This window comes from Flavobacterium sp. EDS (assembly GCF_020991525.1).
Taxonomy (GTDB): domain Bacteria; phylum Bacteroidota; class Bacteroidia; order Flavobacteriales; family Flavobacteriaceae; genus Flavobacterium.
The window spans coordinates 47,864-70,125 of sequence record NZ_JAJMOZ010000020.1 but is presented as its reverse complement, the minus strand read 5'-3'; the positions used below and the strand labels follow the sequence as shown (position 1 = coordinate 70,125).

Annotated in this window: 17 protein-coding genes and 1 riboswitch; of the genes, 3 read left to right on the top strand and 14 right to left on the bottom strand. The window is 32.7% G+C overall.

The window, feature by feature from the left end; translation table 11 throughout:
* Window positions 1-38 precede the first annotated feature (38 nt).
* The 6 genes from LPB87_RS19230 to LPB87_RS19205 form a co-directional block, all read right to left on the bottom strand.
* Window positions 39-986, bottom strand: coding sequence for a DUF4465 domain-containing protein (locus tag LPB87_RS19230; RefSeq protein ID WP_230728969.1), 948 nt, complete (start codon window positions 984-986; stop codon window positions 39-41).
* An 80-nt stretch (window positions 987-1,066) separates the two neighbouring features.
* Window positions 1,067-2,293 (bottom strand): hypothetical protein, encoded by a 1,227-nt coding sequence (locus LPB87_RS19225; protein ID WP_230728968.1) that lies wholly within the window; start codon window positions 2,291-2,293, stop codon window positions 1,067-1,069.
* 4 nt (window positions 2,294-2,297) lie between these two features.
* Window positions 2,298-3,536 carry a hypothetical protein gene (locus LPB87_RS19220; RefSeq protein WP_230728967.1) on the bottom strand — a complete coding sequence of 413 codons (1,239 nt, stop codon included), beginning with the start codon at window positions 3,534-3,536 and terminating at the stop codon, window positions 2,298-2,300.
* 41 nt (window positions 3,537-3,577) lie between these two features.
* Window positions 3,578-4,873 (bottom strand): cell surface protein, encoded by a 1,296-nt coding sequence (locus LPB87_RS19215; protein WP_230728966.1) that lies wholly within the window; start codon window positions 4,871-4,873, stop codon window positions 3,578-3,580.
* 10 nt (window positions 4,874-4,883) lie between these two features.
* Entirely contained in the window at window positions 4,884-6,029 is a 1,146-nt protein-coding gene (locus LPB87_RS19210) for a DUF5074 domain-containing protein (RefSeq protein ID WP_230728965.1), read from the bottom strand.
* Window positions 6,026-8,074: a TonB-dependent receptor plug domain-containing protein gene (locus LPB87_RS19205; protein ID WP_230728964.1), complete on the bottom strand. Its 2,049-nt coding sequence runs from the start codon at window positions 8,072-8,074 to the stop codon at window positions 6,026-6,028. The genes LPB87_RS19210 and LPB87_RS19205 overlap by 4 nt, the downstream gene beginning before the upstream one ends.
* Before the next feature lie 116 nt (window positions 8,075-8,190).
* Window positions 8,191-8,398, bottom strand: a riboswitch (cobalamin riboswitch).
* A gap of 349 nt (window positions 8,399-8,747) precedes the next feature.
* Between LPB87_RS19205 and LPB87_RS19200 the strand changes: the two genes are divergently transcribed.
* A complete protein-coding gene (locus tag LPB87_RS19200) occupies window positions 8,748-9,212 on the top strand; it encodes a DUF1810 domain-containing protein (RefSeq protein ID WP_230728963.1) in 465 nt (154 codons plus the stop codon).
* An 88-nt stretch (window positions 9,213-9,300) separates the two neighbouring features.
* On the opposite strand, the gene LPB87_RS19195 is transcribed toward LPB87_RS19200, so the two are convergent.
* The 8 genes from LPB87_RS19195 to LPB87_RS19160 all read right to left on the bottom strand — a co-directional run bounded on the left by LPB87_RS19195 (window position 9,301) and on the right by LPB87_RS19160 (window position 17,093).
* Window positions 9,301-9,570: a hypothetical protein gene (locus LPB87_RS19195; protein WP_230728962.1), complete on the bottom strand. Its 270-nt coding sequence runs from the start codon at window positions 9,568-9,570 to the stop codon at window positions 9,301-9,303.
* Window positions 9,571-10,115: 545 nt separating this feature from the next.
* Window positions 10,116-10,937: an alpha/beta hydrolase-fold protein gene (locus LPB87_RS19190; RefSeq protein ID WP_230728961.1), complete on the bottom strand. Its 822-nt coding sequence runs from the start codon at window positions 10,935-10,937 to the stop codon at window positions 10,116-10,118.
* 222 nt (window positions 10,938-11,159) lie between these two features.
* Window positions 11,160-12,020, bottom strand: a complete 861-nt coding sequence (locus LPB87_RS19185; protein ID WP_129538549.1) for a hypothetical protein — start codon at window positions 12,018-12,020, stop codon at window positions 11,160-11,162.
* A 231-nt stretch (window positions 12,021-12,251) separates the two neighbouring features.
* The gene (locus LPB87_RS19180) at window positions 12,252-13,265 is read right to left on the bottom strand and encodes a zinc-binding alcohol dehydrogenase family protein (protein WP_230728960.1); all 1,014 of its coding nucleotides are present in this window, start codon (window positions 13,263-13,265) and stop codon (window positions 12,252-12,254) included.
* A 12-nt stretch (window positions 13,266-13,277) separates the two neighbouring features.
* Entirely contained in the window at window positions 13,278-14,228 is a 951-nt protein-coding gene (locus tag LPB87_RS19175) for a polysaccharide deacetylase family protein (RefSeq protein WP_230728959.1), read from the bottom strand.
* Between the two features lie 134 nt (window positions 14,229-14,362).
* Window positions 14,363-14,719 carry a hypothetical protein gene (locus LPB87_RS19170; RefSeq protein ID WP_230728958.1) on the bottom strand — a complete coding sequence of 119 codons (357 nt, stop codon included), beginning with the start codon at window positions 14,717-14,719 and terminating at the stop codon, window positions 14,363-14,365.
* Window positions 14,720-14,755: 36 nt separating this feature from the next.
* Window positions 14,756-16,180, bottom strand: a complete 1,425-nt coding sequence (locus LPB87_RS19165; protein ID WP_230728957.1) for an L-dopachrome tautomerase-related protein — start codon at window positions 16,178-16,180, stop codon at window positions 14,756-14,758.
* 19 nt (window positions 16,181-16,199) lie between these two features.
* Window positions 16,200-17,093, bottom strand: a complete 894-nt coding sequence (locus tag LPB87_RS19160; protein WP_230728956.1) for an acetolactate decarboxylase — start codon at window positions 17,091-17,093, stop codon at window positions 16,200-16,202.
* A gap of 1 nt (window position 17,094) precedes the next feature.
* Between LPB87_RS19160 and LPB87_RS19155 the strand changes: the two genes are divergently transcribed.
* Together LPB87_RS19155 and LPB87_RS19150 are read left to right on the top strand one after the other, a co-directional pair.
* Window positions 17,095-17,940: an AraC family transcriptional regulator gene (locus tag LPB87_RS19155; protein WP_230728955.1), complete on the top strand. Its 846-nt coding sequence runs from the start codon at window positions 17,095-17,097 to the stop codon at window positions 17,938-17,940.
* 411 nt (window positions 17,941-18,351) lie between these two features.
* On the top strand, window positions 18,352-22,206 hold the full coding sequence (locus tag LPB87_RS19150; protein ID WP_230728954.1) for a M43 family zinc metalloprotease: 3,855 nt from the start codon (window positions 18,352-18,354) through the stop codon (window positions 22,204-22,206).
* Window positions 22,207-22,262: the final 56 nt, after the last annotated feature.

The window sequence follows — 22,262 nt, the reverse complement described above, 5'->3', positions numbered from 1 at the left end:
CTTTTGAATGGCTCTTCTTCTATTATTTGTATTCAATTTTAATCTACTCGTTTTACTGAAAGTTTGTCTAAGCAAAAATAAGCAGCAGTATTGATTCCGTATGTTGGATCTGAGTCAGTAGATGCCATCTGGAAAATAAGATATTTTACTTCTCCTAAATTAGATAGCTTAGCGGCTGTTATATCTACCCATCCTGTAGGCATTACAAGAGAAGTTCCTGTGTGATTTGCTAATGTATGTGTAATTGGAGCAGAGATAATTCCGCTTGCATTAACTCCATAAATTAATAATTCGAAATGATCACCAGAGACAAATTTCTTTGCGAAACCATCTCCATTCAAACAACCATAATAAGGCCATGGATGCATATTAATTTTCAATCCTTTAACTTGGTATGTTCCTGTATTTCCTATTTTTATCCAGTTTGAAAAACCACCTTCAGTAAAAGTTGTTCCCTGTGGATTTTTAGGATCTAAATAACTAGACCAATAAGCTACAATGTAAGGATCTCCTGTTGTTCCTGGAGTTCCTGGTGCAATTGTAGAAGAAGTATTAAAACCACTTCCTGCCATAGTTCCCCATTGGTGAGGTACCCAACCATCTGATCCACCAGGTGCCGCACCAGAACCGTAATCTTTAATATCGTTTACATTTGAAACAATAAAACCATCCCAGTAGTTGTATCCAGCGGATGTAGCAGTGTGCGAAAATGTAAATATATCTACATTTAGTTTTGTATTAGACACATAGGTGTTTGCCCAATACTTACCGCCTGTTGTACTGGTTCCGCTTGCTAATAAAGCATTAGTAAGGTTTAAGGTTGTTGTAATTCCTATTGCAGGATCAGAGAGAATTCTCTTAGTTGATGCATTTGTACTGTTTACAGCTGCATTTGTATTACCATCAATTAAAACATCCTCATCGTTACTACAGGACGATAGTCCTAAAAGTAAACCAACTGTCAAAAAATAAATTACTTTTTTCATTATTTATAAAATTAGGGGTTAATAATTCTTCTTTAATTGTTTTTTCGATAGCATATTTTTTTTAGGATATGCAGTTTAAATTATTTGCTTTTTGCAAAATTCAAATCTTCTGCTTGCTTAAAATGACTGGTTACCAAGTCTGTAGCGCCTGCTTCTACAAATGTCGAAACATATACTTTAACAAAATCAATTCCAGGTAAGTGCACTTTTTTTCCATTATTATCTACAGCCCAGCTAATATCTATTGACGGATCTTTGATCCCTCCATAACCCCACTCGAAAGTTCCTACATTATATGTTGTACCTTCTCCACCACTTACATCTTTTACAGGCAAGTATATTTTTGTTCCTTTTAGTGTATAAGATTCTCCCAACCATTGTGGATAATAATTATATCGCCTCCATTTTTTTGTTTTTGTAATAAAATTGGATGTGTTTTTATTATCTGTCCATTTAAGATACTCTTTATCAAACTGCCAATCTTTTGTACCTGTTACGGCTGGTTTACTTGGATTTGGCTTGTTATACGTTACTTCATAATTTTTAACAGTAGTAGATTTATGATGTTCGCTGCCTGCAATTTCATACCATTCATTTTCGTCTGCAATCCCATTTTTATTGGCGTCATAAGCAACATATATACTTACAGGAGAGAATTTTAAGCTGCCGCTATTCTCATTCATTAAAACTGTAAGATCCCGTTTCCCGTGTACATTTATAACTGTATGGTCAAATGCTGTAACTATAAATCCACCAAAAGTTCCTAATCCGATATCATTTCCTTCTATAAGATCAGACTGAATTTGCGCCATAACTTCTGATTTAGTATTAAATTCAAGATTGTCATTATTATAACTAGGTGCAGGTAAATAATCAATAAGTGATACTGCTTTTGAAGTGTAGGTTTTACCTGTTTCTGAAACTTTAACTTTGGTTGAAGCTTGTTTTACTAATTTGTCTAATGTCACTGTGAGTTCTACTGCGTAATCAGCTGCTTTAGGTGCTATAAATTGTAACGTCTTAGTGTCTCCAATAATAGAATCTTTAACAACTCCATCTGTTCCAGTTACTTTAACTGTCCATTTATATTGCGCAAGCCCTGTATCACCATTTTCAATAAGTACTTCTGGATCTACAGTTACAACATTATATCTACTTACTTTAAAATCAGAGGCTAATTTTAATGAGAGTGTAGCTTGTTTTACAGGTTGTGTTTCGGACTCTCCCTGTTTAGAATCGTCATTACTACAGCAATAAAAAGTGCCAATAGCTAACAGAAATAGACTTTGTTTTAAATACTTTTTCATATTCTTATTCTTTTACTTTTTTTAAATTGTATTTTTTTAATAAATGAAGATCTGCAGCACCCGCAAACTTAGTAGCCATTGATGATTGCTGATGACAAAGTCCCATTGGTTCACTAACACAGTTCACAATTTTTATAAAATTTATCCCCGGCAGATTTGCTTTATTTCCATTTTTATCAACTGCCCAGTCAATATCAATATCTGGATTTACTGCATTTGCATATCCCCATTCTGGAGCATTATAATTCCATAAGGTAGTTTGTCCCGGACGTGCAGTAACAAAATCTACGTTAAGTTTTGTTCCTTCATATGTAACTGTATTTTGAGTAACCCATAAAGGATAATATTCTTTTTGGGTTTTAGATTTTGGCATGTAATAGGTCTCAGATTGGTTGTTTTCACAAAAGATATGCTCACGATCTGAAAACATATCATAGGGTCCTCCCACTACTACAGGCACACCCGCAGCTTTTTTATGATAGGTAATTTTAAAATCTTTAATTGTATTTTCTTTTGTATGCTGGCTTCCTAAGATCTCGTACCATTCATCATCATCTGGTTTTCCATTACCATTTTTGTCATAGGCTACAAATAGTAATCCTGGAGCTGGGGGATTGCCTTTGTCGGTTAAATCTCCACCATAAACTCTAAAGTCCTTTTGTCCCGGACTGTTAATAACAGTATGATCGAAACCTACAATAATAGAACCTCCAAATCCTCCCAAGTCCAGCTGATACCCTACGCTGGTTTCATTAATTCTACCCAATGCAGTTCGTACTACATCTTCTTTTGTAAATCCTACTTTATATAAATCGTTCGCAAACATACCTGGGGCAGGATTAAAGTCAAAAATGCTTGTTATATATGGATTGTAATTTTTAGTGTCATTGGTTACATTTACAATTGTTTTTTTACTTCCCTTTTTTCCGTCTGCCGAAACATTTAATGTAAGTTCATAGGTACCTGAGTACAATGCAATAAATCTTAAATCTTTAGAACTTCCAACGATAGAATCTGTAGTTTTATTCACTGGATTTTTAGTCATTATCCACTGATATGTCGGATTTGTTACAGTAACTGATGCATTTATATTTAAGACATTAAATGTTCCTATGTCATGTTTTTCTTGAAGTGTAATTTCAGTTGCTTTTATGCCTTCTTCTGATTTTGTATCATCATCATTACTGCTACATCCTATAACTAAGAAGGCAAGGAATAATAAATGGGTTACGTTTTTTTTCATGGTTTCTGGTTTTATAGTTTTAATTTAAAATCCTTTTTAATTTATGGTCTGGTCGGAATATTTTCTCCTAAAAGGTGCAAATCTGTGGCTCCCATTATTTCGGTAGAAGTTTCTCCGAGCCATCCCGCTTGCTGATTGAGTCCATTGTAAACTTTCACAAAATCTACTCCTGGTAAATGAATTTTGTTTCCGTTTTTATCTATTGCCCAATCAATATCTATTGCTGAATCATTGTCATTATTAGGAGCATTATCAGCATATCCGTATAAAAAGGCATACTGAACAAAATAACTTCCTGTTCCGCTTTCATCAACAGCATTATCGGGTAATCTTGTACCTTTAAAAGTGATTTTATCTTGATCTTTAAGCCATTTTGGCCAATAGTCTAAGGAGTGGTTATAAGCATTGTTTTGTGCTAAATAACCTGTTTTTCCCTGATTGTCTTTCCATAGTATATATTCTACATCAGTAAAAAGCACTGTTCCTGTACCACCTCCTGGTACAGGAACTTTGTTTGGATCTGGTCTATAATAAGTGATTTCATAATTCTTGATGGTTTTTTCCATTTTATGGCCTGCACCTTCTATTTCGTACCATTCATCATCAGGAAGTCCATTTTTATTTTTGTCGTAAGACACCATTATAATTCCCGCCTCACTACTCCCACCTCGCATGGTTGCATCTGGATTAGGATTAGCATCTGCCCAAAAAGCATTTCCTAATACTCTAAAATCGCGTTTGCCCTTTACATTTACAATTGTATGATCAAACCCAAAAACGATATAACCTCCAAATGCACCAAGTGAAATTAAGTCTCCATTTTTCTTGGTTAGATAAGAATTGGCTCTCATTAAAATTTTATCAAATGTTTCTCCATCATTGGCCGCAGGTAAATCATTAATAAACTGCCCAGGTGCCGGTTTAAAATCAAATACTTTGGCAATAAAGGTTTTATAGTCTTTGGCCTCTTTACTTATATGTACTTTTACTTTTTGTGTTTGTGTAGTCCCCTTGTCATTTACAATTACTGATAATTCATAAGTTCCAATTTCTGCCGCTACAAACAAGGCTTCTTTCGCTGTGGTATTTGCTAAAGAATAATTATCTGATGGAGCATTTGTCATACTCCAACTGTATGTTGCATCTGTGCTTGCTATACTATTAATAGTTATTGGTATTATGGTGGCTCTTTGTGCATTATACTCATTGTTTCCAATACTTCCTGTTGGTGGATTGCTGTTATCTGCACCATCGTCTCCACTAGAGCAATTGGTTACCAATGCCGCTGCGAGTATAAGGAATAGCGTCCGGTAATGTTTTAAAGATTTGTTATACATGATTACTGTTTTAGTTTTTGGTTATAAAAGCAATATGGGCAGGTATATTTCCTGCGGTGGTTTTCCATTTTAGTTTTCCCTCTGGAGTAAAGCAATAGATATAGCCTGTTACAACATAATTCTGTGCATCGGTGATGTAAATTTCTTTTGTTTCGGGATTTACCTGAAGTCCGTAAGGAATCATTATTTGTTTATCTGTGCCATCTGTGATTATCTTATCGCTAATTATCTTTTTGGTTTTTGTATCTAATATCCCGTAGGTTACTTTATTACTATTGGTAAGATAGCTCCATGATACGCTATAGAAATAGAGTAAATCATCTACTAAACACATTCCTAAAACAGGAATATCGAGTTGCATTTTTTTCGCATCTGTTTTAGTATCAATTACAAACAGGTTTGATGGTGTAGTGTAATAATCTCCTCTGGAACTCACATAAATATCTCCTCGACTGTCTATTTGCATACTATAAAGGTTGATTCCTACATCTATCTTTTTTATTTCAGTAAAAGTTTCAAGATCTATTACAGATACTGTTCTGTCATAATTAGGAACTCTGTAACCTCCTGAATTGGCAACATATAATTTTCCGTTACTTACTACCATTTGCTCTGGTTGATAGCCCACATTTACTTTGCGTTTAATTTCTAATGAAGTGGTATCGATTTCTGCAACAAAACCTATTTCTGCATTAGGGTCAATGGCTACAGGTCCTGAATAAGAACTTACATAGGCTTTATCTTTATAAAAAGCGACATAACGACAATTAGGAATATCAATTTTTTTGATACGTTTTGCCGACCATTTGTCGATTACTTCAACTTTATTTGAGCAATTGATTACGGCATAAACCTTATTACCATATATTTTTATATCGTTGCCTACATCACCCAATTCTTTTATTACAGTTGGGTTTCTCTCTGAATAAATATCGGTTGTATAGTTTCCGGTTCTGTAATTAAATATGTCGATGCTTGCCCGGTTCATCCCCATATTTCCTTCGTTAAGCAGATAAAAACCTTCTATCTTGCCATCACTTCTTGGTGCTGCAACACTCTTATCTGATGATGGAAAAATGGTTTCTTCTTCTCTACAAGAAGTAAAAGAAAGGGCTATAAATAAACCGAGGATTAATTGTGTAGTTATCTTTTTCATAGCGCAATACTGATTATAAATTTCATTGTACGTCCCGGCATCGGATAATTGTATATCACTTCATACTGTTGATTAAGTACATTGTTTACCTCTATTGTTCCTTTTATCAAATATTTGCTTAAAGCAAAAGACTTTTGTACTGCTAGATCATGAGTGTACCAAGGCTGAATTTCATTGATTTTAATATTGTTTACATTACCGTTATATCGTTTTCCTACATATACAAAACTGTAGTTGAAATTCCATGTTTTGTAATCAGCATTTAATATCCCAGACCCACTATGCCAAGGGGTATAAGGTATTTGATCTCCGTAAGAGGATAATTCCAGTCCAGCAAATTTTGTATAATCCCTGCTTTCTGAATAAGTGTAGGTAAGATTTGTAGCTAAATTTACATTACCAATATGCATTCCTATATTAAGTACCGATTCTATTCCTTTTCCTTTTACTTGTCCCATATTGGTCATCATCCAACGAAATAAATTTCCTGTTGGAGCCGCTACAATTTTATCTTTGGTATTTGTGTAATAACCATCTACCTGAATAGATATTTTATCAAAAAAACTATTCTCAATAGGTAAATTATAAGTGAATCCAATATCATATTGGTTCATATATTCGGGTCTTAAAGTACTTGACCCAATCATGGTGTAGTATAAATCATTAAAAGTGGGCATTCTAAAAATGCGCTTTGCAAATGCTCTTAAATTAAAATCGTAGTCTTTAAAAGGGGTATATCCTATAAATAAGGCAGGAGTAAACTCTTTTTTATCAGGAGCTTTGGCGTTATACCGCACTTCTTCCTGAACGTAAGTACCAACAACACTACCTAATGCTTTAAACTGCCCAAGCCTAAAGGAACTTGCTAAAGAAAATAATGCTGTATAACGTTGCGGAAAAGAAAATTGAGTCTGTATGCCTTTTCTCGTAGCATTAAGTTTATTGTATTGAAAATCTGTCGATAACGAAACATCCCATGTGGGTAATATGTTGTACATATTTACTGCTGAGAAGTATATTTCCTGTTGATAATAACTATCGTCTGATTGTGCTCCTTCGGTTACTGTTTCGCCTAATATGTTAGTAGTATCTCTGGCAACATAATGCGTATAATCATAAGCATATTTTGCCTTAGCCTGAAATTTGTATTTTTTCGAAAAATCTTTTATTAGTGAGGTTTGTGCGAAGAAATTTTTATCGTATTGCCTGAAACCATCAGAAAACTTATTTTCGACAATTGCTCCTGGTGCTCCCCTATCCGAATCGTAATAATATACTTTAGCATCCCAAGATCCATTCTTCATTTTTCCGTAAAGACCTGATTCAAATCGTAGTGCTTCTATATCACTATTATGTCTTGTGGCTGTGGTATCGTAGGCTACGGAACCGTCCTGATTGTTTCTTTTGTATCTAAATTTATATTCACCATTAGATTTTATATATTCAGAACTCACGCTCATACTTACTTTGTCACTTAATTTTTGTTCCCATCTAAAAGACGGGTTGAAATAATTTATAGACATGGTTTTAAATCGAACCAATAGATTTGTTTTTTTTCCATTTTCAAAAACAGGCCGTTTGGTTCTTAAATAAATAGTAGAAGCCGCTGCAAAGTCTTTTGCTGACTGAAAAATTTCGCTTTTTTGACCGTTGTACATGGTAAGAGATTCCATGTCATCTAAGGAGTATTTACCCAAATCAGTGACTCCGTTTTGTGCATTTCCTAGTTGTATGCCGTCATAAAAAACACCTACGTGGTGTGTTCCCATATTACGGACATCCACAGTTTTAAGTCCTCCAAGTCCTCCATAATCTTTAATTTGAGTTCCTGCAAAATAGCGTAGTGCATCTGCAACATTATGACTAGCTAAGTTTTCTAGTAATTTTCCAGAAAGACTTTGCACAGGAATTACTTCTTGATAAGGCTTAGTTTTTAGAATTACTTCTTTTAATTTACGAATACTATCATTAGATGCTTGAGAGTAAAGCAAAAATGGAGTAAATAACGTTAAAACGAATAAAGGGACTTTGTTTTTATTATACATCACTAAATAAATTATAAAAACTTATCGGGGTATAATAATGCAGAAGCATAAGAAAAAAAGCCCATTATAGAATAATAGGGTGAATTTCTTGTTCTTCAACTTTGTTCCTCGAAAGTTTTAAACTATGTGATTTTGGCAGGTCTCCTGACTTATTCTATCCTTAAAACTGCCTTCCCATTTGCTTGAGCAAACAGTGACATTAGTAACGTTTAAAGACTTATATAGAACTTACAGTAGCGGGCCTGTTCAGGATTTACACCTGATTCCCTTTTAACTATTTTAACTTAAATTAAGAAAAAATAGACCAAAATTTTAAGCAAAGATATAACTATACTTCATAAAAAATAATTGTTATTTAATAAAATTATAATTTTTGCAATAAAATCATCAAAAATAATGTCATATATATAATTAGCTAAAACAATAAGCTTCTTGTGTTTCTTAATTCAAATAGTGAATGGATATATGGCATTATAAAGGGATAATATAAAGCAATAATTCCCCCTATTTTGCTGTTAAATTGTTACTAAGAATTGAAGTTATTTTATACTGTAATTAAAGTAAGATATTACACTACTTTGTCATAAAACACACATTACCTGCATCTTTGATTTGGAATTACCTATATTTTTAAGTATTTTTGCACTCTTTTTTTACCCAACAAGACATTATAATGCCAAATACAAACAAAGATTTAATCCGCTTTTTAGAAGCACAAAACCATCTGTATCTTACTGCTCTTTCTGAAATAAAAAAGGGCAAAAAAGAAACCCACTGGATGTGGTTTATCTTCCCTCAAATTGCAGGATTAGGTACTAGCGATACTTCTAAATACTATGCTATTCTAGATTTAAATGAAGCGGCTGAATTTGTCGCGCATCCCATCCTAGGAAAACATCTTATCGAGATTTCTGAGTTAATACTAACTTTTAAAATGAAATCTGCTGAATCAATTCTAGGAGAATTAGAAGCTAGAAAATTGAGATCTTCGATGACGCTTTTTACTTTGGTAGAAAATAGTAATCCTATTTTTCAGGAAGTATTAGATACTTTCTTTTCAGGAGAACAAGACCCGCTTACTTTGTCCATTATTAATTCAATTATAGAGGCGTCTATTGAAACAACTACACTGTTATAAAGCAGTATTACAATAGATTATTTACTCAAAAAAAACACTACGTCGTATTTGCCCACGCAAATCTGTAGTGTTTTTTTAGTTTTATAAATTAGTGTAAAAACTCATCAATAAATTCTTTTTTCTCATTAACATATAAATAATATGAACTGATGCCTTCGTTTTCCTCTTTATGATGAAGTTGTAACTTTATTTCAATACATGGTGTCGGAATAAATTCATGATCAATTAATAGCGAGATTGATTTAGGTACAATCCTGCTAATGTGATCTATATATTCTTGATCAATATTGTAATAATACGTAATTGCTAAACTATAAAAGTCTTCTTTTTTATCTAAAATGTCTTTATAGGAATTCATGTTAAGTATTATTTGGAAAAGGTAAAATATGTATTCAATTAGTATTAAAAGTAGCTACAATTTCTGAAGTTATCAGTTATGTTATGCCATTTATGAAATATATTATGCAGCATATATAAAAAATTACAGAAGGTATTATAAAATAAAAGGCTTTAAGAGGCTTTCTAAATTTATTTTTAAAATAAAACAGAAGTATTTTTATTACCAATATTAAATTTATAATGTAAAGAGGCAAGTGAAAAAAATACGACAAGACAACTTTAGCCCCTCTAATAAATGTTCCGAAACTATTAATTTTATTATTTGTTATAATAATTTCTAAAGCCAAGAGAAATATTAAAATAGTAAATGAAATATAGGAAGCTCTTAGTATTTTATTCTTCATTTAGTTAAATTCAAACTCAAATTGTATACAAATATAGCATTGATTTACAATCCGTACACACAATCAAAATTAAATAAAATAATTCCTGTTCGCTAAAACAGGAATTATCTTTTAAGTCAAAGTTATATTCTCTGGATATAAAACAATACAATCTTCATCCTTACATTTTATCATTATTAAAATAGTTTTCAAATAATACTAACTGATTAGATAATGCTTTACTCCAGTATTCTGTGTCATGTGCTCCTGGAGATTCAATATAAAGATGTTCTATTTTTTCGTTTGTTAGGAGTTTATGAAAATCTCTATTCATAGCTATCATTTGAGCATCCTCAGTTCCACAATCAAATATATAAAACTGATTTGACGATTGCATTTGTTTCGTTTTATCAAATGTTAGATACTGTTTCGATAAACTTACAAACTCACCTAAAACTTTATCTACTTGATAATTATGAAAACTTTCGCCAAATCGAGTGAAATCTAATGCACCACAGGTGCTGCCTACTATCGAAAATGTATTTTGATAGGTAATTCCAATATTGGTTGCACCATATCCACCCATACTCCATCCTAAGATTCCTCTAGATTTTCTATTTTGTGTCGTTGGATAATTAGCATCGATATAATCAACTAATTCTTTTCCAATAAAGGTTTGATATTGAGAAGTTTTATCAACAGGACTATCTACATACCAACTATTAAAATTGCCATTGGGCAATACATAAATAGTTTTATATTTTTGAGATTTGGTTACAAGATCTGGGATATCTTGCTTGTAGGTTCTATCCGGATTGCCGCTATAACCATGGAGTATATAAATGGTTTTGTATTTTTCACCATTTACAAATTTTGGAGTAATAATTACAGTTTCTATTTCCTTGTTCATCTTTTTGCTATATACATTCTTTTGAATGATTTTTTGAGCAGAAATTGATAAAGATAATGCAAGTAATGCAACTGTAGTAAGTAATGTTTTCATTTTTTTAGTTTTTATTTACATGGCAAAAGTCAGGTATATAAAAAGCAAAAATGTTTACATATGTTGAGGAATTAAAAATTTATTTCTTTACGTATACAGTCCAATTAAGTGTTCATATTTCTAATAGTAAATTGTACAAAAGAATTCTGAACTTGGCTATAGAGCAAATTGGGTAATAATGAGGAATTAACTAAATAAAAATTCTAATAGTACACAAACGATTTAATGCTTTGCTTTAGGTCCAAAAGGACAACGCTTTATTAAATAGTTAATTGTAGCATGATAAGCATCAAATCCAGTTCCGAAAGAATTTCTTGATTCTGAATATAAATTTGCTCCTTTATCATTAAAAATATTCAGATTAATTTTAGTTTCATAATTAATCATTGTAGTGGCATTATTAGAGTTATATGCAGAACCAGATGATTTGGTTGTTTCTTTTCTGCCCTCCTTATTTTGGGTTTCTTTGTCGTTGTAACTTGTAACACCACTTCCGTAAGAAGAGGTTCCTTTATTGGTTACATTAGCAATTCCATACACTACATTTTCAACTCCTAGCAATGTAGCCATCTCTTTTGGACTTATGGATTTCAAATTAGCAAGTGAGATATTATTCTTTGCTAAAAGGCTATTTGTTGTAATAGGATCCTGCAATTCCAATCCGTTGGTGTTTTCTTTTATAGAAAGATAACTATCTGCTTGTAATTGCTCCGCCATTGCATTGGCATTTAAAGAAGTATCATTAGATATAAATTCAAAAGGCAATATGGCTATTTTTCCTTTTCTGCCTGTTGATGTAACTCCCGAAGATACAACTTCAGTATTTGTACCTTTATTTATTACTTCTGTTCTGCCACTTGCAAATACAATTTCATTTATTTCAGATTTTTTAAACTCATATTCAAGAGTTTCCCCTTTGTAGGCAAATTTAATAGCATCCTCTTTTACCGAAATAACTTTTCCTTCTCTTTTTTCTCCATTGAGCATGACAACAGTATCAACTTTATCTTGAGCAAATACTGTTATTACATTGCAAAAAAGAATTACAAAAAAGATAATATTCTTTAAAATATTTTTTTTCATTTTTTTTAAAAATTAAAATTTAAGAACTAAACTCAATTTAAAAACATCTTACATAGTTTCTAAGCAACACAATAACCATGTATACAAATGCTTAAAAAATAGTAGCTGTAGATAAATTGATAGCATAAAAATAAATATTTTTTATTTTAAATCCTATATAAAAATTGCTTTAATGACAGACAAATACAGGCTTTATCTATTTATCATCAGAAGTATTTTTTTCTTTTTTATTTAAAATTTAATAGCAATTTTACCAATTGTTTTTCCAGATTCCAGGAGTTGGTGTGCTTTTTTTAAATTATCTGCTGTAAGACCAGATAGCGTTTCATTTAAGGTTGTTTTGAGTGTCCCATTATCTAATAAATCAGCAATTTTATTGAGAATAATATGTTGCTCATGCATGTCTTCAGTTTGAAACATAGAACGCGTATACATTAGTTCCCATGAAAACGAAGCGCTTTTGTTTTTAAGTTTATTTAAAGCTATTGGATCACTGCTGCCAGTAATTGAGGCAATATGCCCTTGAGGTTTAATGAGTTCTACCATAATATCCCAATAAGAATTTGTATCTACAAAATCGAGAATAAAATCAACATATTGGAATCCTAATTCTCTAACCGAAGAAATTAAGTCCTTATGATTAACCACATGATCGGCTCCTTGTTTTTTACACCAATCAATAGTTTCTGGGCGGGAAGCGGTAGCGATAACAGTTAAACCTGCTATTTTTTTAGCTAACTGAATCGCAATAGAACCTACTCCACCAGCCCCACCAATTATTAAGACTGTTTTACCTTTGTCTTTTTCAGGATTAATACGAATGCGGTCAAAAAGTATTTCCCAAGCTGTCAAACCAGTTAACGGTATAACGGCAGCTTCTGTGTTAGTAAGTGTTTTAGGTTTTCTGCCTACAATACGCTCATCTATAATTTGATACTCTGCATTACTACCTTGTTTGGTAATATCTCCAGCATAATATACTTCATCTCCTACTTTAAATAAGTTTACCCTTTCGCCAACAGCTTCAACTACACCTACAGCATCCCAACCAATAATTTTTGGAGATTCTAAAACAGTATTTACAGCACTGTTTTGGCGAATTTTAAAATCGACAGGATTTACAGATATGGCATTAATTTTTACCAATAAATCATTTGCTTCAGGTATTGGTTTAACAGCTTCAAATTCAATAAAACTATCTTGCACTGTTAGTGGTAATGAGGTTTTAAATCCTATTGCTTTCATCTTTTTATAGTATTATTTATTATATTTTTCTTCAGCATTATCAATGGGTGTTTTGGGATCATTTTGAACCATTTTGGCAATGTCATCTTTTCTCATAAATACAACTCCCTTTTTGTTTTTTGCATATTTAATAAAGCTATCCATAGCATTAACCATTGCAGGTGTTCCACCTATTCTGTCATGAAAACTAATAGACATCATTCTTCGTTTAGTTACACCTTCTACATAAAGTTGATCAAACTCCATTTTTAATTGTACGAGGAACTGATCAGGGCTCCAATGTTTCCCTTCTACATTTACAATATCATTATTGCGCAATGTGTATGGCATTACTACAAAATTTTTACCATTTACTTTGGTGATAAATGGTTCATCTCGACTTAAATCATCGATATGATACAAAAAGCCAAGCTCTTGCAATACTTTTAGCGTATTAGGACTTCTACGTAACCAGTTTGCATTATATCCAACTCCCCTTTTACCTGTAATAGCCGCAACGGTATCAATTCCTTTTTTTACAAATGCCAGTTCATCTGCATAATTCATATTCCATTGATTATTCCAGGACATTCCGTGAGCAGCAATTTCATGACCGCCTTCAGCAATAGCTTTAGCGATTTCAGGATATTTTACAGCAGCCTCTCCTACTACGTGCGAAGTAACTTTAATATTGTATTTCTTCCACAGATCTAACATTCTGTATATACCTTCATTTGCTCCATATCGAAACCAACTTTCTGCAGGCAAATCAGGCTGGCCTTTTGGTAATGGGTTTCCTGAAAAAGGACTTTCGGCGCCTTCAGGCTGCCCGCCTGTCTCAAATTGCATAGATACAGAAATCACTAGTTGTGCGCCATTTGGCCAATTTTTAGCATTAGTCTCTTTTTTAACTTGTGCATTAGATAATAAAAATAACATCGTAAAAGTTAATGTTACTATTGTTTTAAAATAAGTTGAAATCATATTTTATAGGTTTAAATTTTAGACAAAGTTAGCACAGTTCAATGCCTGTATCTTTGTAAGAAGTCATTGAATAGTTGTAAATTTAGATTAGATTAAATCACTCGAAATAGGTCAATAAAATAAATGTATTTTTTCTACCCAAACAAGGCAGTCCCGCTGTTCATTCTCTCTAACAATCCCATGCAAAGTGAACATGTAAATAGCGTAATTGCTATTGCCATAAGTCCAAAAATTAATAGCAATTTTCGAACAGACACTCTTGCTAAATTCTGCTCATCATCTTTTGAAATATATTGATAGATGTTTTTAAAATTTTTATAGACTACAATCCCTGTAAGACCAATGGCAAAAAAAATTATTGCTGTTATAACTGTCAAAACATAAAAACGGAATTGATTACTATGGATAAAAATATCACTAAGCGTAATTAAACTCAATATAAACATAGCTGCTACAGCTGTATAAACAGAAATTTTAAAGAATGTAAACATAGCTTTCTTAAGTATTAATTGATTAAAATAATCTATTTACTGCTTAAAACGATAAATATAATAAGGCGGTTTACCTTCATCCTTAACTCCTGTAAATGCAGGAGAGCTATCAAGTTGATTTACCGAAATGTACAACCAGCCATCAGGACCTTGATAAACATTATCAGGCCATAATAACTTATCATTATCTTGTATGATATTGGTTAATTTGCCTGTTGCATCCAATTTTGTAATTGCATGCTCCTGCAAGTTAGTAAAATAATGATTTCCATTTGCATCTGTAATTGCTCCATCACTAAATGGTTTATTTCCTACTTTTATAATTGAACTTCCAATTATACTATCATTCTTTCCTTCTCTTAATAATTTTGCAGGTACTTTATACCATGAATTACCATTCATTGCTCCAAAAAATATAGTTTCTCTATCACTAGAAAGTGTAATCGGATCAATAGCTACACGAGCTGGTTTTCCGCCAAAATATGTTATTTTACCTTTAATAATCATGTCTTTATCTTCAGCTTGCAATGAAGTATGATCACTAAACCTGCGTGCTTTTTTTGTTTTTAAATTCAATACAATAATTCCTGGATTAGCAATATCAGCCAAATAAGCAAAATTATTCTTTTCATCGATAGCTACATCCTGAGTAAATGTGCCTTTTGGAGCTACGGACGAAGGCAATTCAATTTTTTGAATTACTTTATTTTTATTAATGTCAAAAGCCCAAAGCCTTGTTTTTCCTAATTCCAGTCCCATATCAATAACCCATAATTGATTGTTTTTATCAAAAATTAAGCCCAGCATAGCATCAAATTGAGCATCATTGGCCTTTGCTCCATTTTTTTGATAAATATTTGAAGGATATGGAATTGCTTTCCCGTTTATAATTTCTACCAATTGTATTTTTTGACTTCCTAATGGATGTATTGTTGCAAAAACACGACCTTCAGCCGATACAGCAACATCACCAGGACGTACATCCATCGCAGCTACTACTTCAAGATTGTTATTCGTTTTATTTGTATCACCAAAGTAACTAGCGGTACCATCTATCCAATCTTTACGTGGAGGAGCAAAAAAATCAATATCAAGTGTTCCATCTTCTAGACATTCAAACTGATGCGGTATATTGCCCGGAATTATAAGTACTTCTCCAGCTTTAACAATATAATCTTTGCCTTGCATAGTTACTTTTACACTGCCTTTTGTTATGTAAGATGTTTGTTCGTTAGGGTGTTGATGTAGTGGTACTTTTGCACCTTTGTCCATCTTAAACAAGGCTAACATTCCTTGTTCACCATATACATATTTGCGTTGCAATTTATTTCCCAATTGCTCCCAGCCCAAGTCATCAAACTTAATATATTGTATTTCTTTGACATTTTGTGCTGTTGTTGTGTTTGTATGCGAAGTCATTACAACAACAACTACTAGTATTGCTAATTTTAATTTTATCATTTTATATTTATTTAAGTATTTAATAAGAGCTTTTTATATCGCTTTGTTGTGGCCAGGGTTTATCAAAGGTTTTATTTTTCTGTGGTAAAATAATCTCATAACCAGAATTTTCATCAATGCTTATTTTAATTTTCACAGAAGATAATTCACCTACAACTAAATGTCCTCCAAACGTTCTATCATCAGATAAAAAATGGAAATGGAAAGGCGATAAATCTATAGCTGCAAATGATGGAGGGTTATAGAAGCCAATCATCGTTCCCGAAATTCTTTCCCTTTTATAAAGAGGTCTCGTTTTCATTAATTCTGCTAAACCAGTAGTATTTTTATCATCAAGTTTTTCAGCGCCTCCTACTGTAATTGATTCAAAAGTGCATTCAATGCGCACTGCATAAGGTTTATTTGCAGATGGAAGTTTGCTTATTATTTCCTGCTGAAGCAATTCGATAGTCTTACTACCGGTAATTTCATAAGATATATCAGCTTTAAAGAATGCGACAGAAGCAAAAGGTACCATTCGCTCCGATTCAGCTTTAGTAACTTGTCCATTAGGAGCTATTCGATAAAAAATACCATCAAGTGCAATCATTTCACCATCTAAATAATTATAAGTACCTAGTCCAAAGTTACCTTTGCTTGCCAGTGTTTTTATAGTAAGATCACCTGTATAGACCCCATTACGCATAGCATCCATTATAGAATAATGAAAAATCGGTTTATCATCCTGAACTTGTGCATTTATAGTTAGAAAGCTGGTGATAGAAATAAAGAAACTAAATATTGTTATTTTTTTTGTCATTGTTTTATTTATTATCCTGTTTATAAAGAACAGATTATAAAAACAAAGATATTTTTTAACAACTAAGTTATGTTGTATGTTTTCATTGTATTTTTGTACAAATTTATTATCCATTATGAAACGTTTCACCAGTTACCATTCTTTAAATGTATTTCGATTGCAACTTGACAAATGGGAATTCCCAATACATAAACACAATTTTTATGAATTCATTTTTATAGAAAAAGGAAGTGGTAATCATATTTTAAACGATACGCTATTTAATTATAAAGAAGGAGATGCTTTTTTATTAAGACCAGAAGATGCTCATTCATTTGAAATAGAAGAAAATACTAGTTTTATCTTTATAAAATTCACAGAACAGCTTTTTATAGAAAAACTTGAAGGTGGTAAAACTGCCAAATGGATGGAAATAATAAAGATTCTACTCCAAAATCCATCTGCAGTAGATGGAACTTTAATAACAGATGAAGAAGATAAAAAGCACATTAGCAACTTATTACAAATATTATTATTTGAGTTTACCAAAACTTGTGCTTACAGTCGAGAAGTTGTATTAGAACTTTTTGGTGCAGTAATGATGATGGTGGCAAGAAGTCATTCAACATCTAAACATGGTGACCAATGTCCAAGTAATACAGAACTTGATAAACTAAATCAAATCTTAGGTTATACCCGCTTACATGCATTGGACGCCGAAAAAATGCGCATTGAAAACATTGCAGAGTTATTTTCAATGTCTCCTAACTACATTAGCATTTATGTAAAAAAACACAGTGGTGTTTCTATTCAACAGCACATTATTCAAACCAAACTAAAAGCTGCTGATCAATTACTTAAAAATGGCCGTCATAATATAAATGAAATTGCTGCTAAATTAGGTTTTACAGATGCAAGTCATTTTAATAAAATATATAAAAAATATAAAAAAGTGAGTCCAACTGGATTTATGAAGCCATGATAGAAAAGACTTCCGTTTTCTTTATAAAGCAAAACACATAATTCCTCCCCTACTACAATCTCTAATTTAAGAAACTCCTTTTTTAAAGTTTCTTATTTTTTTATGTTTTCTCTTTTTAATAGTATTTACGCTATTTAAATCTTGCAATGGTTTTTAAACAAATAAATACGAAAACACTCTTTTTATAACAAATAATCAATAATTTCAGGTTGTTTGATATTTCATTTTATTTATAAACTCGTAATCATAATTAAATTTAATTCATTTAATTATGATTAAAAAAACACTTACTATAATTTTAAAGTTAATTTATTAGATTATTTAATATCAAAATAAAATAAAATAGTATAATCTTATTTTCAGCTATACAGATAACTTTGGTCACATTATTAACAAACCCCAAAAAAAATTATGAAACCAAAATTATTATTATTTATGGCGTTCATTTTCATTCTCAAAGCAAACGCACAAGGGCTTCCTTGTAGAGCAAAAGAAGAAAATGACAAAATCTACAAACAGAATCCTAATGCATTAAAAGAGAAGCAAAACTTTGATGCTTTTAGTAAAAAATTCAGTGCAGAAAGGAAATCAACCTCTAAATTGCTACAAACGTCTTATGTAATTCCAGTTGTCTTCCATATTTATGGAGATATGCAAAGCGGAAAAACAGTTACATATGAGAAAATAGTAAATCACCTGGCACAACTTAATGATGATTTTAACGGACGTAATGCTGATTACGCAACCGTAGATCCATTTTTTCAAACAAGAAGAGGCACGCTAAACATTGAATTCAAGCTTGCTAAGATTGATCCAAGCGGAGGCTGTACGTCAGGAGTCGTTTTTCATTCAGCCAAAAATGGCTATGGAAACGGTGGCGGATACGATGATCAAATTGCCGCTGATGCATGGGACAATACAAAGTATATGAACGTATATATTCAAAATGATCTGTATCAGGATGGAGCGTTAAATAATTCTGGAGTAGCTTGGTATCCAGATTCAGGTATGACAGCAAACAATACCGCAAGGGTTGTTTTTAATGGAGCTTATTTATATGACAACTCCTATAGCAAAGAATTTTCGGCTACTCTAACACATGAATTTGGACATTTCTTAAATCTAATTCACACATTTGAAGGTGGTTGTACAGGTACAGATGAAGTGGCAGATACTCCACTCGAAGACGGACTACATACTCTAGCCTGCACACAAGGAACAAATTGTAACGGTGATCGGGTAAACAATGAAAATTATATGGGGTACAATGGAGCGCAAGGATGTTATAAAATGTACACACAGGGTCAGATAGACCGGATGCTCGCGGCCTTAGAACATCCCGCAAGAAAAACCCTTTGGCAAGAAAACAATCTCATTGCAACTGGAGTTAATTACAGCGGAAGTTTACTAACTGTAAATAAAAGTTCTTTTAAGGAAGCAGTAGCAAATGACGGTTCTTTTGACACATCATCAATAATAACGATATCAGGAACAAAAACACTAGCAATTAGCACTGGAACAATGATTTCAGGAACACATTTCACACATACTTTCCCTGCAGGAATTACCCCCATACTTACAGTTAATTCCAATTCACAAATAACAGTTACCTTAACAGGGAAAGCCACAAGTCATTTACTAACCAATAATACCAAAGGAGCTATTACATTTTTACCCGCAGCATTTACAGGTGGTACAACAGGTTTATCTTGCACAAGCTTATATTTCGATTTTAAATTTGTAAATCCTTATGGGATTTTTTTTGTTGATATGCCCGACGTAACGGTTTCATCAGCTTTAATTTGGAAATATTTTGAAATAGAAAAAGGAGACGATCCTGCTTTTGGTGGTTGGAGATTTGCTGCTAATGCTTTAAAAATTGAAACCTATGCCAAAAAATTAATATGCGAAACAGGAACTAAAAACATTACCCTGCTAGGGGCAAATGCACAAGTAGGCGCTACAAACAATTTCACAGCACCGGGAGCATATCCAAATCAATTGGATCTACGAACTGCAGCCTACACCAACTGGGACGGAAAAACAGGATATGTTGGTTTTGATTATTTGATCGATGGTTTAACCTGTTATGGATGGTTTAAGGTTACTGTTGCGGCAAATGGAGACGGATATACAATCTCAGAATATGCTTATAATACACAGCCAGGAGCATCAATTTATACAGGAATGACACCAAAAACTGCTGTAGTTTTATCTGCAAATACACTATATGAAGCTGACGCAAATGATGGTGGAATCACAACAAATACAGAAATTTCTCTTTCGACCAATAACGGAACATTTACCAAAAGTACTGGAACATTTACAGCTGGTACAGATTATACAATTTCGGGAGTCCCTGCAGGTTTAACAGCTGTTTTAACATTACAAAGTAATTCAAAAGTAAAACTTACATTCACAGGAAAAGCAAGTCCGCACCTACCTGCTAACGATGCTGCAGTAATCGTTACATTTAAAGACGCAGCAATAACAGGCGGAATAACAACTCTTGATAATCCTGCAAAAACAATAAATATAAAATTCGATGCTCCATATGGAATCGTTTATGTAGACAATCCAGATTTTATTGTTTCTCCAGCTACAACATGGGATTATATAAATTTAGGCATTGGTGATAATACAGAATATGGAGCATGGCGATTTGCAGCCAATGCATTAAAAATTGAAACCTACGGAAAAAGATTAGTAGGATTAACGGGTACAAGAAATATTGCGAAAATTGCAGCAGGAACAGCTATAGGCGCATCAAGTATATTTGTAACTCCGGGAGCTTCATACCCAGATCAACTAGACTTACGCACTGCTTCCTACACCACTTGGGATAATCAAACAGGCTATGTAGGATTTGAATACACCAGTAGAGGAAGAACTTGTTATGGATGGTTTAAAATAAAAGTAACAGCTGATGGTGATGGTTACTCAATTACAGATTATGCCTATAATACCAAACCTTTTGAAGCCATAATTGCAGGAGCAACAAGTGGAACAACAGTTGCAGCACCAACAAATTTAGTAGCAACTGCCAATTCTACTTCGCTTCAGGTGGTATTAACATGGACAGATAATGCTACTAATGAAACTGCCTATACTGTAGAAAGAGCTTCGGCAGACGGTATTTATAGTGTAATTGCAACACTTGGTGCAAATGTTGCTACCTACACAAATACAGGATTAACAGCTGGAAATACATATACTTATAAAGTAAGAGCAAATGCTAACACAACTTATTCAGATTACTCGAATGTTGCTACAGCAGTTATTTCAGGTACTAGTGCCTATTGTACAGCTAACGGATCCAATCAATATGAATATATTAAAGATATTGTAATAGGAAATTTTACAAATACATCTGGAGCTGATGCAGCAGGATATGGTAATTATACTTCTAAGAATATTACATTAACACCAAATGCAAGCATCCCTGTGAGTTTAACACCTGGATTCTCAAGTTCAAATTATTCTGAATCATGGGGAATTTGGATAGACTACAATAAAAACAACACATTCGAAGCATCAGAGAAAGTAATTAATGGACTTTCATCAAATGGCACAGTTACAGGGAATTTTACAGTGCAAAACAGTGCGACTGGAACAACCAGAATGCGCATTGTAATGAAGTACAATTCAAATCCAACTGCTGTATGTGGAAATATTGGTGATGGTGAAGTCGAAGATTATACAGTTACTTTTGGACCATCAAATCCAAATCCTGTAACTTTGGCAACGCCTACAAACATTACTAATTCTGGAATTTATGCTCAAGGGTTTTATGCTTCATGGACACAAGTAGCAAATGCAACAAGCTATGAAGTACAATTGTACAAAGCAGCAACTGGATGGGCAAGCACTGGTACATCTACTACTTATTATTTATGGATTCCAAAACAAGGAACAGAGACTGCTTACAGATTTAGGGTAAGAGCAGTTAATACTGCAGGAACAAGTGACTGGAGTAGTTATCTTGATATAAATCTTCCACTTGCAGGAACTGAAGCTAACACTGATTTAAGTACTAATAAATCTTTTACAATGTTTCCAAATCCTGCATCGGATGTTGTTAACTTCTCTTTTGAAAATATAAATAGTGCCAATGCAGTTATTACCATTTACAATAATAATGGAGTTGTAATAGATACTGTACGTAATACATCTAGTTATACCATCAAGAGTTTACCAACAGGGATTTATCATGTTATACTTACTGATGGATCATTTAAACAAAGTAAAAAACTATTGATTAAATAAAATTGTTTACACACAATAAGCAATCCTAAAATGAAACCGTTGAAAGATATTCTTTC